We start from the raw sequence: 15,073 nt of genomic DNA on the forward strand, positions 1-15,073 counted from the left end.
CTTTGTCGGCACTTTGTCGGTTTTAAGCGAGGTTGTAAATGTTTACGGGTTTGGTGGGTCATACCGGCTTCGTCGGCGGGAACCTGTCCCGGCAGCGGACGTACGATCTTCAGGTGAACCGGGGCACCGTCGGTGCGCTCGACGGCCGCCGGTTCACCCGGCTGGTCATCAGCGGAGCAGCCGGCCTGAAATGGCGGGCGAACGCCGAGCCGGACGCCGATGCCGACGCCATCGACACCCTGATCGCCCACCTGCGTACCACCACTGCGGACGAGGCGGTGCTCATCTCGACGATCGAGGTGTATCCCGAGCCGCGCGGGGTGGACGAGACGACCCGCCTCGACCCGGCCCGGCACCCACAGGCGTACGGGCGCAATCGGGCCCGGCTGGAGCGGTTCGTCCAGGAGCACTACCCCCGCTGCCTGGTGGTCCGGTTGCCCGCGCTGTTCGGGCCGGGCCTGCGCAAGAACCTGATCTATGACCTGACCACCGGGCGGACCGAGGAGTACTGCCACCACGAGTCCACCTTCCAGTTCTACGACCTGGTGCGGTTGACCCGTGACATCGAGCTGGCCGTGGCCGCCGGGCTCACCGTGCTCAACCTGGCCACCGAGCCGCTCGCCGCGCAGACCGTCGCGCAGCAGGTCTTCGGGCGGACCCTGACCTGCGAGTCGGTGCCGAAGGTCGACTACGACATGCGGACCCGCCACGGTGCGGTGTTCGGTGTCGACGGGCCGTACGTCTGTGCCCGCGACGAGGTGCTGGCCGGGCTGCGTGCGTTCGCCGGAAACCAGGTGCCGGCATGAAGGTGGCCATCAGCAACATCGCCTGGGAGCCCGCCGACGACGAGAAGGTCGCCGATCTGCTGCGTCACGTCGGAGTCGACGGCATCGAGGTGGCGCCGACGAAGATCTGGCCGGATCTCACCGCCGTGACTCCCCAGGAGGCCAGCGGGTACGCGCGCACCTGGGCGCGGGCCGGCCTGCCGGTGGTGGCCGCCCAGTCGCTGCTGTACGGGCGGCCCGATCTCACCCTGTTCGGACCGGATCGGGAGAGGTTCGTCGGGTACCTGGCCCGGGTGATCGACTTGTGCGTCGCGATGGGTGCCACCGTGCTGGTCTTCGGCAGTCCGCGCAACCGGCGACGGGACGGGCTGCCCGTGAAGGTTGCGGACCGGATCGCCGTCGAGGTCTTCGGGCGGCTGGCGGACCGGGCGACGGCGCTCGGCGCGAGCCTCTGTCTGGAGGCCAACCCCGCCGAGTACGGCACCGACTACCTCACCCGGGCGGTGGAGGCGGCGGCGCTGGTCCGCGCGGTCGACTCGCCGGGGCTGCGGTTGCATCTGGACACCGCGTGCCTGGCGCTGGCGGGCGAGGACGGGGCGGCGTGCGTGCGCAGGTTCGCCCCGTTGCTGCGGCACACCCATGTGAGCGAACCCGACCTCGGACCGGTTGGCGATCCCGATCCGCGGCACCGCGATTTCGCGGCCGCCCTGTCTGCGGTGGGCTACCCGGGTTACCTGAGTGTGGAGATGCGACAGGTGGCCGGTGATCGGCGGGCCGCCGTGGAACGGGCCGCCCGGTACGCGGTGACCCTGTGTGGCGGGCGACCATGACCGAGCTGCGGCAGGTGACCTGCCCGGACTGGCAGGTACCCCCACACGAGCGGCGGGACTTCGCCCCCCGGCGCAGCCGGTACGCGGTGGTGGTGCCCGTGATCAACGAGGGCGAGCGGATCCAGGCCCAGGTGCGCCGGATGTTCGCCTGCGGCCACGGCCTGGACGTGCTGATCGCCGACGGCGGCAGCACGGACGGCTCGCTCGCCGAGGACTTCCTGGCCGCCCACGGCGTACGGTCGTTGCTGACCAAGACCGGGCCGGGCCGGCTCAGCGCCCAACTGCGGATGGCCTTCGCCGCCGCCATGGCCGACGGCTACCAGGGCGTGATCACCGTGGACGGCAACGGCAAGGATGGCGTCGAGGCCATCGCGCGCTTCGCGGCCACCCTGGACGCGGGGTACGACTACGTGCAGGGTTCCCGTTTCGTCCCCGGCGGCCGGGCGGAGAACACCCCCTGGTCACGGTATCTGGGGATCCGGCTGGTGCACGCGCCGCTGCTGTCGGCCGGTGCGCGAAAGTGGTACACGGACACCACCAACGGGTTTCGGGGCCACTCGGCACGACTGCTTACCGATCCCCGGGTGGATGTGTTCCGGGAGGTCTTCGACGCCTACGAGCTGTTGACCTACCTGCCGGTGCGGGCGGCCCGGCTGGGCCTGCGGGTCTGTGAGGTGCCGGTGATCCGGGCCTATCCGTCGGGGGCGGTGCCTACCAAGATCAAAGGCTGGTCCGGGAACCTGGACATGTTCGCCGTCGCTGCCCGCGCGGCGATCGGCCGCTACAACCCGACCCATGACTGACAGCGGTCGAATATGAGTCGCTGGTCGGCGTGGAACGGCAGCGTGTCGACGAAAAACCGGCCTTCGGTACGGGTGCGGCGCTAATATCCAGTCCGTTGCGTTCCGCCAATGGATTTCAAGGCGAGCGATGCTCGCGGAATTGTGGGCTCGCCACATTCTGCCCGTCGCCGCCGATGCGGCTCCGCTTCCCGCTCAGCAATAGGAGAACGAATGAACTGGGCTGTTCCCGCAGTCGTGCGGCAGAGCGGCAACGTAATCGCCTTTGTCTGGTCGCATCCCGCCAACCGTGGCGCTCGGCTCGGTGGGCTCGCTCGTGCCGTGCGTTTTCAACTGCGCGGGCGGATGGGCCTGCGCACCCTGACCCGGGTGGGCAGCGGTGGCCGGATGTGGGCCGAGCTGCATTACCACGGAGCCTCGAAGGTTGCCTACGTCAATCCGCCTGACTGGAACGAGATGCTGGCGTGGCGACGCATCCTGCAACCCGGGGATCTCTTTGTCGACGTGGGCAGCAACGTCGGTGCGTACGCGCTCTTCGCCGCGGACGCGGGCGCGGAGGTCATCGCGATCGAGCCGAGCCGGGAGAGCGCGCGACGCCTGCGGGAGAACGTCGCGCTCAACGACTTTCCGGTCTCGGTTCTCGAATGCGGGCTGGCCGACCGCCCGGGCGAACTGCGGCTCACGACTGGCCGCGACACCACGAACCATCTCCTGCTCGGGCCGGACGCCGACGGAGAGGTGGTCGCTGTCGACACGTTGGACAACGTTCTCGGGGACCGGTTCGCGGTGGGTGTGAAGATCGACGTCGAGGGCGTCGAACGCCTGGTGCTCGACGGGGCCCGGGAAGCCCTGCGGCAGCACCGGATCGGGGTGCTGCAAATCGAGTGGAACGGGATGAGCCGCCGCCTGCTGGGCGAGGATCGACTACCCATCGCGGCCCTGCTCGAAGAGTGCGGCTACCAGCTCGTACGCCCCGACGAGCGAGGAGTTTTCCAGGACGCCGAGGCCGTCGCCACCTCGGCGCAGGACATGTTCGCGGTCCTGCCGGAATACCGATCTGGAATGTAATTCATGAAGTAATTAATGGCCAGAAATCCCTTGTTTCTCATTTATGCTTCATTTCGGCAGTCTGGACCGAGGTTCCGTGGTCACGCCGCCACGGTCACGCGAACGATGGGGAGTGCGATGACTCTGGGCAGCACGGAAGCGCCTGCCGGCAACGACGGGATGGTGCGTACGCTGCGGCGGGCCATGGCGCTGCTCGACCGCCAGTCCCGTCGCCGCTACATCCTCGCCGTGCCGGCCGCGCTCGTCGTGATGGTCCTGGAACTCGTCGGCTTCATCGCGCTGGCTGCCGTGGTGCAGGTGCTGACCACACCCGCCCTGCTCTCCACCGCCGGACCGAAGAGCCTCATCGGCATCACCCAGGGCATCGTGGGGGCAGGGTCGCCAACCGCGTACGTCGCCACCGTGGGGACGATCGCGATCGGTCTGCTCATCGCCCGTGGTGTGTTCGCCTCGATCGTGGCCTGGTGGCAGGCGAGCGTGCTGGCCCGGGCAGAGGCCGGCCTGTCGACGCGGCTGTTCCGGACGTTCCTCACCGCCGATTACGGGTTTCATCTGGAACATCACTCGGCCGAACTCACCCGGACGGTCGCCGTGTCCGTGCGGTTGATCATAGCCCGCGTCCTGCTGCCGGGTGCCGTCGTCATCATCGAGGGCGCCCTCATCGTGGGGCTCGGTTGTGCGCTCCTGGTCATGGAGCCGATGCCCGCGCTGACCTCGATGACCACGCTGGGCCTGGCGATGGCGCTCTATCTGGTGGGGGTTCGACGCAAGGCGCGCCGCATCGGTCTCGACGACGAGCGGCTCAGCGCCCTGGACCAGCGCATCGTCCAGGAGGGACTCGGTGCGGTAAAGGTGCTCACCATCCTTGAGCGCCGCGCTCAGGTGATCTCCCGCTTTGACACCTCCCGCCACCAGCACACCCAGGCCCTGCGAGGTCTGCTCTTCATGTCCAACCTCTCGCGCTACTACCTTGAGTCGGTCGTCCTCGTCGTGGCCGCCACGATCGCCGCGGTGGCGCTCTACGACGGTCGCGCCGGCGCGCTCGGCTCCATCGGCGTCATCCTCGCCGGATCCATGCGCCTGCTGCCCTCGGTGCAGCGGTTGCTGGTGGCGCTGAACACCATCAGAGCCGGTGCCGGCAGCATCGACACGATCGAGCGGGATCTGTCGTTGGCCGCAGCCAGTGGCAGCCACGCGCCAGCCGGGACGCCCACGGCACCCGTGTCGTTCCGGGAACACATCGAGTTCCGCGGCCTCAGCTACCGGTACCCGTCCGCGCCGACGTCGGTGCTGCACGCGGTCGACCTGGTCATCCGGTACGGCGAGTCGGTGGGCATCAGCGGGACGTCGGGTTCGGGGAAGACGACCCTCGTCGACGTGCTCACCGGTCTGCTGCTGCCCACCGCCGGCGGACTCTACGTCGACGGTGTGCAGATCACCCGGGCCAATCTCGCCTCCTGGCGTCGGCAGATCGGCTACGTGCCGCAGGAGACCGTGATCGTGGACGACACCGTACGGCGCAACGTCGCGCTGGGGCTCGACGACCCGGACATCGACGACGAGGCCGTCTGGCGGGCGCTGGAGTTGGCTCAGTTGCGTGACCTGGTCGACGGGCTGGCGGGCGGCCTGGACAGCCGCCTCGGCGAGCGAGGCGTACGCATGTCGGGCGGCCAGCGCCAACGCATCGGGATCGCCCGCGCGCTGTACCACCGGCCGCGCATCCTGGTGCTCGACGAGGCAACCGCCGCGCTCGACGGCGCGACCGAGGAGCAGATCGTCTCCACGATCGAACGGCTGCACGGCGAGGTCACCATCGTGATGGTCGCGCACCGGCTCAGCACCATCGAGCGTTGTGACACCCAGGTGCTACTGGAGCAGGGGCGTATCGAGCGGATCCGCACCCTGTCGGCGTCGCATCCACCACCCCGACATGCCCTGACCGAAGTGCCCGCGACCAGCTGAGAGTGGAGCGACAACCGTGCGGACAGACATTGCCACCGGCGGCCGGATGACGGTCGCGGTACTCACCCCCTGGTACCCGGACGCCGACCATCCGTGGGACGGCACCTTCATCGCCAACCAGTGCGAGGCGCTGCGCGCATCCGGTGTGCGGGTACGGGTGTTCAAGGTGAACCGGCGGGGCCCGGTGTTCACGGTGCACGAGATCGACCCGGACACGCGGACGGTTGTTGCGTCGTCGAGTAGCCGATTCTTCGGCTCGCGTCACTTCGCCGCACTGCTCGATGGGGGGCGGCTCTGGTCCGGAAGCTGCGACGCCGTCCTGGCCGAAGGCCCGTGGATGAGCACGCTGCTGCGGCGGGTGAACACGCCGGTGGTGGTGGTGCTGCACGGCCGCCAGCCGATGACCTCCTCGGGCGCCCGCACCGATCCGATCCGTCGGCGCATCATCGCCGCTTCCCTGGCACGGGCGGCGGCGCTTGTCGCCGTCGGTGCCGGTGTTCGGGAGGATCTACCACCCGAGCTGCGGCGGGCCTGCACGGTCATACCCAACGGGGTGCCACTTGACGCATTCCCTCGACGCGCCGTCTCCGCTTCCGCGCGGGCGAGCGCAGCCGACTTTCCACGCTTCGTCTCCGTCGGGAATGTGGGCGCCAACAAGAACCAGGAGACCGTCCTGCGGGCCTTCACCGCGGTACGGGAAACCTGGCCTGCGGCGAGCTGGTGGGTGGTGGGCGACGGCCCCGAACGACAGCGGTTGGCAAGGCTGCGTGACCAGTTGGGCCACCACGACCGGATCCACTTCACCGGTCGGCTGGCACCCGCCGAGGTGGCGGAGATTCTGCGCCAGTCCGACCTGTTCGTGTTGCCGTCCCGCGTCGAGGCGTTCGGCTGCGTGTACCTGGAGGCGATGGCGGTGGGCGTGCCCACGATCATGCCCCGGTCCGCCGGCATCGCGGCCCTCGTCGATGACGACCGGTACCTGCACGACGCGGACGACGGCCAGGAGATCCTGGCGAAGGCCACCGCGATCCTGTCGAGTCCGGCGCAGTACGAACAGGCCGTCGCGTACGGCCGGGCGCTCGCCGACCGGTGTACCTGGCAGGCCCACGCCGAGGCACTGGCCGACGTGCTCCGCAGATCCGTGACGGAGCGGGCGGCGGTGCTGGCGTCATGACCGGAAGCCTCCGCAAGATGGCGAGCCGAATCGTCACGTACGCGCACGACTCGGTGCGGATCAGCACGGCCGAGGTCGGCACTGCGGTGTATGTCGGTCCGCGGGTGCCGGGGAACCTCAATCTCGGTGACAATCTCCTGTACTGGGCGCACCAGCATGCGCTCCCCGACATTCCGCTGCGGCAGGTGCACACCCTCCCGGCGCTCCTGGGGCCCGGCATCGTGCGGCGTCGTCAGTTGCGCGGGACCGTGCTGGGCGGCGGCACGCTTATCGGGTCGCCCGGTTTCCGGCGGGGGCTCGAATCGGCGCTGGCCCTGCTGCCCGAGCACCCGGTGGTCAACCTCGGCACCGGAGTCGACGACCCGGCCATGCCGTCCGTCGGCACTCCCGGCGACAGCAGCGAACTTCGGGCCTGGATCCCGCTGCTGCGCGCCATGCCGAAGGTGTGGGTGCGTGGTCCGCTCTCCCGGGACCTGCTGCGTACCGCCGGCATCGATGCGCAGGTCAGTGGCGATCCGGTCCTGCTGTTCGCGCTCGACGCCGACCTGCACGACCGGCCCGCCGTGGGGCGGATCGGCATCAACCTCGGGATCACCGGCAACCAGTGGCAGCGCAACCCAGCGGATCTGGTCCGCGCCGTGGTGGCGTACGGCCACCTGATGCAGGAGCGTGGCCTACAGGTGGTGCTCATCTCGGTGTGGGACAGCGACGATCCGATCACCGCGTCGGTCGCCGCCGAGCTTGGCTGCCCCGCCGTCCTCGCCGCCGAGCTGCGCACCGTTGGCACGATGCGGCGCGTGCTGAAGGACATCGACCTGCTCGTCGCCCAGAAGCTGCACGCGGTCGTCGGCGCCGCGTGCGTGGCCACCCCGTCGATCGCCCTTGAGTACCGCCCGAAGTGTCGGGACTTCCAGGAGTCGGTCGGCACCGGGCGTTGGACGCTGCGCACATCGGAGACGACTGCGGCGGCCCTTGCCGCGATGACCGGTCAGCTCTACGAGGAGCGAGAGGCGACGATAAAGACGCTGATCGAGCAGGTCACCATGCGTCGCGCGGCGATCAGCGCCGCTGCGTTCGAGGCGTACGACATTTTGAACGGATAGCGGCATGGGCCTAACAGCGGAAGCCGGGTTGCTCGGCGCGGCAGTTCTGTTTCTACTCAACGTGCTGTTCATACCTGCCTCGGCGATGGTCGCAATGTCGATCATCTTGGTGGTGTGCTCGTCAACATACCTGGAGGGAACGGCCAGCACCGGGCTGTCCGAGATTGTGCGGTTCGCCAGCGTACTCGTGCTTGCCGGGGTTATCTGGAATCCAGCTGTCCAGGTTCCGAGCGGGGAACTCAGGCAGGTTCCGAACTGCATTCAGTTTGTTCGGGCGCTGACTGCGACGATAGTGGCATACCTGGCGTTCTCCACCGTAGGGCACGGGATGTACTGGGAGTTCTTGCTCTACATTGCGGGTGCCGTGCTGGCGGTGATCTACGGAAGTATCTTCGTTCGGTGGATCCCTGGGGCGCAAATTCGCAATGGTGTCTTCGTGGCACTGCTTTTGGTGATGTCAGGCAGCGTTGCCTTCGGGCTACTCAGGCCGAGCGATGGCCTGCTCGGAGATCGGCTGAGAGGGCTCACCGTCAATCCGAACCTACTCGGGTTCTACACGGTTCTCACCTTTGCGCTCATCCTGTCATACCAGAGATTCAATAGCTGGCTGTTTGCTGCGGGCGCCGTGACCGGGGTCGCGCTGGTGTGGTCAGGAAGCCGTGCGGCGCTCGTCGCCACGGTGCTGTTGGTGACGGCGAACCTCGCGCTGCGGCGGGGGCCGCTGCGGCCCTTGTGGCTATTGCTTGGAATGTCCAGCCTTGTCTTGGTGCTGGCGCACCCGGGCTGGGTGACGGAAAGTGATCTGACAATCCTCCGATCCAACAATTCGCGGACTGACTCCTACGAATACACCATGGCAGTTTTGAAAGGCACTGAATGGCGGGGCATCGGCCTGGATGCCGAGGTGGTTCAGGTGGCCAGCACGCCGCTGCGCGCACTTACCCACGCGGGGCTCGTCGGCGGTATCGTCATTTTGGCGATGTACGCGGTGATCATTTATTGCTCGGCAAAGGTTGGCCGACGAACCCTGCTGTTCGCCGGCGCGATGGTCGTGCACAGCTTTTTCGAGGGCTGGCTACTCACGCCGGTAGGGCCCATGACGATGTGTTTTCTGGCTACCTGGTGTGCATTGGCGAAGTGTGAGAGTGCTGCTAGTGCTCCAGCCGCTCATGGCTGGAGTTCGTGGTTGAGGCGGCGTGCAGTGGGCTCGGCGGGCTCGGGTTTGGTGCTGGCACAGCATCCGACATCGAATTCACCTTGAATCGGCAGTACCTAATGGCGACTCAGCGGCCTGGGGCGGACGCCGGCGGCGGCGAGTTCGACCAACATCGCCGGCCCCGCGTGGTACGCAGGGGTGGGGGGTATCCGGATCCGGTTGGCGCTCTTCAGGGCGCGAGCCTCCGCCAGGACCCCGGTCAGACGTTCGACATCGTCGACCGGAAAGACCCAGCCGTTGTCTGGGGTGACCAGGTCGGGATGGCAGCCCACCACGTCGCTCACGGCAACCCGTACGCCATTGGCCTGTGCCTCGGCCACCACGAGGCCCCAGGCTTCGGACCGGGACGGCAGGACGAACAGGTCGGCCGCCGCGTAGACCGGCCCGAGTTCCTCCTGGGGCAGTGCGCCGAGGACGCGGATGCGCGGATCGGCGGCGGCAGCGTGGTCCACGATCGACCGCGTCGGGCCATTGCCCACGATCACCAGCCGCGAGTCGGGGTCGTCAGTAGCCCGAAAGGCCGCCAGCAGAGTGTCCACTCCCTTGATCTGCTCGAGCCGGCCGACGAAGAGGACGACAAACCCCGCACCGAGGTCGTGCCGGGCCCGGAACGCGGTCGCCTCCGGCGGGCTTGCCACGGGTGGATGGGGTAGCCCGTACGGGATCAGGTGTCGATCGGGGAACCCGTACTCCGCCCAGTAACGGTCGTTCACCGCTCCCACGGTCCAGACCCGGGCCCGGCGACCGAAGATCGCCCGCAGCAGCAGCCGCTTGGCCCAGCGCCGGTACCGGGGACGCCGCTGCTCGCGGAGCCAGTTGCTGTCCGAGCGGAGCACGATGCGAACTCCGCGCAACCGGGCGAGGAGCACGGCGAGGACGTTTGCCGGTCGGGCGTAGCCGTAGCAGCAGAGGACCTTCAGGTCGGGATCGCGCACGGCGCGGATTGCGGTGGCGCATCTCGCGATGCGTCCGCCGCTGAGGATCTGGTGGGGATGGTCCGGCACGACCGATCCCCAGCCGCGTCCCGCGGTGCTCCAGTGGTAGAGCGCGAGCACGTCCAGCCCTTCGCGATGCAGATGGTTCAGCACCGGATTCCGGTACGGGGTCGGCACGTCGATGATGAACAGCACCTGTGCCATGCCGCTCACACTCCTCTTCCTCCGGTGCCTGCCGTCCGCACCGCTGGCCGGCCTGACGGCGGCCCGCTCGGACTGAGCACCGAGCCGCTACGGACCAGCTCGATCACACCGGGCTCGGGGGGTCTGCGTCGCCAGCCTCGGAAAGCCGCCCCGGCGGCGGTTCGCCGCGCGTAACGTTCGCTGGCGTCGGTGGCAGCCATCGCCTCGATGACCCGGCCCAGCTCCGCCTCGGACAGCTCGGGCAGGACAACGCCGCCGCCGTGCCGGAGGACGTCGGTCCACGGCGTCTGCGCCGAGCAGACCACCGGACACGAGGCCGACAAGCTCTCGGCGATGACGTGCCCGAAGTTCTCTCCCCTGGTGGGCAGCACAAAGGCGTCGTAGCGGGCGAAGGTGGTGGGGACTTCCGCCGGATCCAGCGGCCCGTGGTAGCTGACCGTCACGGTGGCCGGCAGGTTGCCGATCAACCGTTGACACTCCTTCCAGTGCGACCTGTCATCCACCGGCCCGTAAATGTCGAAGATCAGGGGTCGGGTGACCGACGCCATGGACCGCAACGCCAGGTCGAGGTTCTTCATCGGCGAGATCCGACTGATGAAGACGAGTCGGAGTCGCGAATCGCCATGATCGACCGGCGGCAGGGGCTCCGCCGGCAGCAGGGTGTCGTTGGCCCGCAGCACTATCTCGGCGTCCGGGATGAGGGCCCGGATGCTCGCCGCCTCACTGTGGTTCGTCGCATGCCAGAGCACGTCGCGCCGCCGGAGAACCCGGCGCCAGACCGCCAGGAACAGGCGCTTCTTGCGGCCCCGGATGCCGAGCGCGCCAGCAGAGAACTCCCCGCGCGGCGCGATGAGGATCCGTTGCGCCGAAACCAGTCCCAGGACCGTCGCGAGCACCGGCAGGATCGAGAAGACCGGATCCCAGGCGCTGTTGAGGTAGAGCAGGTCGTACGGCCCGGCCGCCCGTTGAGCACGCCACAGCCGAAACCACTGCGGCAGGCTACGGCGGTTGAGGTAGAACACCCGGCACCGCGACCACGTGCGCCACCGGCCGGAAAGACCCGGATAGGGCTGTCGGCAGCCGAAATCGCGATCGCTGGTGACCAGGGCCAGTCGGACGTCCGGGGCAAGGGTGTCGAGCATGCTCATGACCGACCGGATCGGACCACCGGCCCGAAAGCCCGGCGCGAAGAAACCGCAGGTGGCCAGCACCCGGTAGGTGGGCGCTGGCGTCCGGGGCACCGTCGCCGGGGCCGTGCTGCCCCCGTGGTTCATCGTCTCCTCCGAACGGTTCGCACTGCGCAAGTGGCGGTTGCTGGTGTCGCACGGCAGTCGGCGACGACTGTCGACGTGCCTCAGGGGACGAAGAGGGCATGTTTGCCCGCGCGGGTCTTCACCGCCTCGGCTACCTGCTGGAAAGTGACGGACCGGTGGTCCAGGTCCGGATGGTCCTTGCGGAGTTCCCGCACGAAATACGAGGTGACCTCGTCCAGGTCGAGGTCACGATCGGCCTCCACGAGAATCCGTAGTTCATCGCGCCGCAGTTGCTGGAACTGCACGCCGATGATTCCCGGGTACGACTTGAGGATGTGCACCGGAAGGATCGCGGAAAGATCGAGCACGCCCGACGCGGCGGCCACCCGGACGACGTCCTGCCGGCGGCCGAGCACCGCGCGGAACGACAGCGCATTGCCGCGTACCGCGTCGCTCGGCTCGACGCGATCACCAATCGCGTAGTTGACCAGGGGAAACAGTCGTCGGGCGAGGGTCGTGACAAGCAACTCGCGCTCGTCGGAGACCAGGCAGAGGAAGCTGTCCCAGAACACCCGGATGACGTGCGCCCGCTGGTATGACATCGCCAGTACGCCGGTCTCGGCTGAGCCGTACTCGATGACGGCAGGCGCTCGGAAGACCCGCTCGATCGCCTCGATGTCCGCGTCGTAGGCGGTCTCGGCACACATCACGACGGCCCGAAGCCGCCTCTGGTCACCGAGGTCGAGGTCGTTCCGCTCGACGAACCGGGCCAGCTTGGCCACTGCCGACGCATAACCGGCCAGGGACACCGGGTCGGTTCGGCGTACCGCCTCGTAGTGGCCAGTCAGTGCGGATTCGGTGAGATCGTAGGCGTTCTGGCGAGTGATGTTCATGAGGCGATCGGCGAGATTCCGTCGGACCTGGGCCACCTGTCCCCGCCATCCGCTGCCGAACAGGTGCGAATGGCCCCACAGCAAAACGCTGGGGTCGGTCGGTCGGATGCCGGCCCAGTGTCGACCCAGATAGGCGTCCACCCAGCGATCCGTCGTCTCGCCCGGACCGCGCGGGTACCGGGTGGGTTGACCGGTACTGCCACCGGTGGTGTAGTACCGCGTGATCCGGCCGCCCTCGAAGATCTCGTCGGTACGGGCGATCAGCACTTCCTTGGTCAGCGGCGGGAAATCCGCGAGTTGGTGGGGCCGCTCGATCCGTTCGGGCAATCCGTGCTCCTGTCGCCAGGACCGGTAGAACGGCAACTTCGCAAGGCAGTACGCCCATGTTTCGTTGAATCGCTGGACCTGGTGCCGCTCGATCTCCGCGCGGGACGGTGCCGCGTCGTAAACGGCGATCTGACGGGCGAGCCGACGGTGCCGGTCGGCGAGAACGGCTTTCCGCAGCAGGTGCAGGTGCATCAGCGATAGACCTTTCCGGGGCACTACGCGCAACGACAGCTGGGAAAACTTGGTTACGCGCTGCCGCCTGCCGCCTGCCGCCTGCCGCCTGCCGCCTGCCGCCTGCCGCCTGCCGCCTGCCGCCTGCCGCCTGCCGCCTGCCGCCTGCCGGCCGACGAACCCGTTTAACCGGACGCGCGGTCGAAAAACGTGAAAAAGACGACTTCCGGCGCAGCACCCGCTAAGTACTTAGGGGATGCACGTGGCCTGACCTGCCGAGGGCCACGACCAGAGCAGGGAGTGGTACATGCCGACGGACGTTCAGCGTGTCCAGCAGGCCGAATCAACAACCGTCGCCCGGGCCGCCGCGACTCGTCGCACCGCCGGCTTCGTGGGCGCCGACGGGTTCGCCTGGATCGGCGGTTTCCTGGTCGCCACCTGGGCGAGGTACGAGTACGGCCTCACCGCCAGCCAGGTGGTGAGTGCGGCGATGCTCGGGTTCGCCGCCGCCGTGCTGCACCTCGGGGTCAGTGCCATCCGGCGGATTCACGCCGGGCGCCAGCCGCTGGGCAGCATCGAGGAGGTACGCGGACTCGCCGGTACCACCGCCGCCACGGCCACCGCCGTCCTGATTGCGCTGCTCGCCTCCGGTGACCGTCCGATACCCGCCAGCAGCCCTCTGGTCGGTGGCGGGTTGGCGCTGCTGTTGATGCTCAGCTTCCGCCTGCTGTACCGGCACCGGCGGGACCGCGCCATGCGCCCGGATGCCCGTTCGGCTACTCCGGTGCTGCTGTTCGGTCTCGGCGAAGCCGGCCAGGGCCTGGTGCGTGCGATGCTCAGCGACCCGAAGGGCCGGTACCTGCCGGTCGGCGCGCTCGACGACGACCCGGACAAACGCGACCTGCGCATCGCCGGTGTCCGGGTGCTGGGCGGTCGCGGCGAACTGGACAGTGCCGTCCAGCGCACCAAGGCGACCGCCGTGATCTTCTGTGTGGCGAATGCGAACGCCACGCTGATCCGGGAGATCGGCGAGGCCACCCTCCGCACCGGTGCCGCGTTCAAGGTGCTGCCACCGGTCCGGGAGTTGGTGGATCATCGAATCACCGTCAGTGACGTACGCGATGTCCGGGTCAGTGACCTGCTGGGCAGGCGCCAGGTGGTCAGCGACCTGACCCTTGACGACAACGGACTCACCGGACGACGGGTACTGGTCACCGGTGCCGGGGGCTCGATCGGCTCGGAGCTGTGCCGCCAGATCATGCGGGCGAATCCCGGCGAGCTGATGATGCTCGACCGGGACGAGTCCGCCCTGCACAGCCTTCAGATGTCGCTGACCGGGCGGGCACTGCTGGACAGTTCCGAACTCATCCTCGCCGACCTGCGCGACGACGAGGGCATTCGGCGCATCATGCGGGAGCGCCGGCCCGAGATCGTCTTCCACGCCGCGGCGCTGAAGCATCTGACCCTGTTGCAGCGGTATCCCGGCGAGGCGATCAAGACAAACATCTGGGGAACGCTCACCATTCTCGACGCATGCCGGGATGTCACCCGCTTCGTCAACATCTCCACCGACAAGGCGGCGAACCCGATAAGCGTGCTCGGCTATTCGAAACGCATCACGGAAATGCTCACCGCGCACGCGGCGGCTGTCCATCCGGGCACCTTCCTCAGTGTCCGGTTCGGCAACGTGCTCAGCAGTCGTGGCTCGGTGTTGACCGCCTTCCAGCGGCAGATCGAGTCCGGGCAGCCGCTGACCGTCACCCACCCCGAGGTGACGCGGTACCTGATGACCGTGCAGGAGGCGGTGCATCTGGTGCTCCAGGCGGCGAGCATCGGCCGCGACGGGGAGGCGCTGGTGCTGGACATGGGTGAGCCGGTCCGCATCGACGACCTGGCGCGCCGGATGGTGGCCCAGGCGGGCACCCCGGTCCCGATCGTCTACACCGGCCTGCGGCCGGGGGAGAAGCTGCACGAGGACCTGCTGGGCCTGGCCGAGGCCGACCATCGTCCGCTGCATCCGCTGATCTCACACGTCCCGGTGCCGGTGCTGGCGCCGTTGGACATCAGCGGGCTGGATCCGTTCGACGAGCCGGAGAAGGCGATCAACGAGTTGGCGCGTCTCTGCGGCCGGCTACCCAGCGCGACCGGCATCGAGTGCCAGCCGGAGATACCGCTGCCTCGTTGATCTCTTCTGGGAAGAGATCACCTTATTGTGCCGGCATTTTCTAAAAATTCTATGAACTGAGTGCTTTGTGGCGTTTCTGGAGCACCGTCTTCTCGTTGGCTGGAATGCAGCGGCAGACGCCGTCCCCGGACAACGCCGCCGTACCGAACAGTGACGAACGGAGCGGC

The 15,073-nt window shown here is 68.2% G+C and carries 12 protein-coding genes; 9 read left to right on the forward strand and 3 right to left on the reverse strand.

The annotated features are described in order from the left end of the window. Nucleotides 1-38 precede the first annotated feature (38 nt). The 8 genes from QQG74_RS10945 (at nt 39) to QQG74_RS10980 (ending at nt 8,983) form a co-directional block, all read left to right on the forward strand. The gene (locus tag QQG74_RS10945; RefSeq protein WP_341720184.1) at nt 39-806 is read left to right on the forward strand and encodes a hypothetical protein; all 768 of its coding nucleotides are present in this window, start codon (nt 39-41) and stop codon (nt 804-806) included. After that, nucleotides 803-1,615, forward strand: a complete 813-nt coding sequence (locus QQG74_RS10950) for a sugar phosphate isomerase/epimerase family protein (protein WP_341720185.1) — start codon at nt 803-805, stop codon at nt 1,613-1,615. The genes QQG74_RS10945 and QQG74_RS10950 overlap by 4 nt, the downstream gene beginning before the upstream one ends. Further along, a complete protein-coding gene (locus QQG74_RS10955; protein WP_341720186.1) occupies nt 1,612-2,418 on the forward strand; it encodes a glycosyltransferase family 2 protein in 807 nt (268 codons plus the stop codon). The genes QQG74_RS10950 and QQG74_RS10955 overlap by 4 nt, the downstream gene beginning before the upstream one ends. Nucleotides 2,419-2,628: 210 nt before the next feature. Then, complete coding sequence (locus QQG74_RS10960; RefSeq protein ID WP_341720187.1) at nt 2,629-3,483, forward strand: FkbM family methyltransferase; 855 nt, start codon at nt 2,629-2,631, stop codon at nt 3,481-3,483. A 117-nt stretch (nt 3,484-3,600) separates the two neighbouring features. Then, nucleotides 3,601-5,445 (forward strand): ABC transporter ATP-binding protein, encoded by a 1,845-nt coding sequence (locus QQG74_RS10965; RefSeq protein ID WP_341720188.1) that lies wholly within the window; start codon nt 3,601-3,603, stop codon nt 5,443-5,445. Between the two features lie 16 nt (nt 5,446-5,461). Then, complete coding sequence (locus tag QQG74_RS10970) at nt 5,462-6,619, forward strand: glycosyltransferase family 4 protein (RefSeq protein WP_341720189.1); 1,158 nt, start codon at nt 5,462-5,464, stop codon at nt 6,617-6,619. Then, nucleotides 6,616-7,722: a polysaccharide pyruvyl transferase family protein gene (locus tag QQG74_RS10975; RefSeq protein ID WP_341720190.1), complete on the forward strand. Its 1,107-nt coding sequence runs from the start codon at nt 6,616-6,618 to the stop codon at nt 7,720-7,722. Before QQG74_RS10970 ends, QQG74_RS10975 begins: the two co-directional genes overlap by 4 nt. 4 nt (nt 7,723-7,726) lie before the next feature. Continuing rightward, a complete protein-coding gene (locus QQG74_RS10980) occupies nt 7,727-8,983 on the forward strand; it encodes a hypothetical protein (protein WP_341720191.1) in 1,257 nt (418 codons plus the stop codon). 11 nt (nt 8,984-8,994) lie between these two features. On the opposite strand, the gene QQG74_RS10985 is transcribed toward QQG74_RS10980, so the two are convergent. The 3 genes from QQG74_RS10985 to QQG74_RS10995 all read right to left on the reverse strand — a co-directional run bounded on the left by QQG74_RS10985 (nt 8,995) and on the right by QQG74_RS10995 (nt 12,742). After that, entirely contained in the window at nt 8,995-10,077 is a 1,083-nt protein-coding gene (locus QQG74_RS10985) for a glycosyltransferase family 4 protein (protein ID WP_341720192.1), read from the reverse strand. A gap of 5 nt (nt 10,078-10,082) precedes the next feature. Beyond that, the gene (locus QQG74_RS10990; protein ID WP_341720193.1) at nt 10,083-11,351 is read right to left on the reverse strand and encodes a glycosyltransferase; all 1,269 of its coding nucleotides are present in this window, start codon (nt 11,349-11,351) and stop codon (nt 10,083-10,085) included. Between the two features lie 80 nt (nt 11,352-11,431). Continuing rightward, nucleotides 11,432-12,742, reverse strand: a complete 1,311-nt coding sequence (locus QQG74_RS10995; RefSeq protein WP_341720194.1) for a hypothetical protein — start codon at nt 12,740-12,742, stop codon at nt 11,432-11,434. 286 nt (nt 12,743-13,028) lie between these two features. Here QQG74_RS10995 and QQG74_RS11000 point away from each other — a divergent pair, with 286 nt between their 5' ends. Beyond that, nucleotides 13,029-14,906 carry a nucleoside-diphosphate sugar epimerase/dehydratase gene (locus tag QQG74_RS11000; RefSeq protein ID WP_341720195.1) on the forward strand — a complete coding sequence of 626 codons (1,878 nt, stop codon included), beginning with the start codon at nt 13,029-13,031 and terminating at the stop codon, nt 14,904-14,906. Nucleotides 14,907-15,073: the final 167 nt, after the last annotated feature.

The sequence above is a fragment of the Micromonospora sp. FIMYZ51 genome (assembly GCF_038246755.1).
Lineage (GTDB): Bacteria > Actinomycetota > Actinomycetes > Mycobacteriales > Micromonosporaceae > Micromonospora.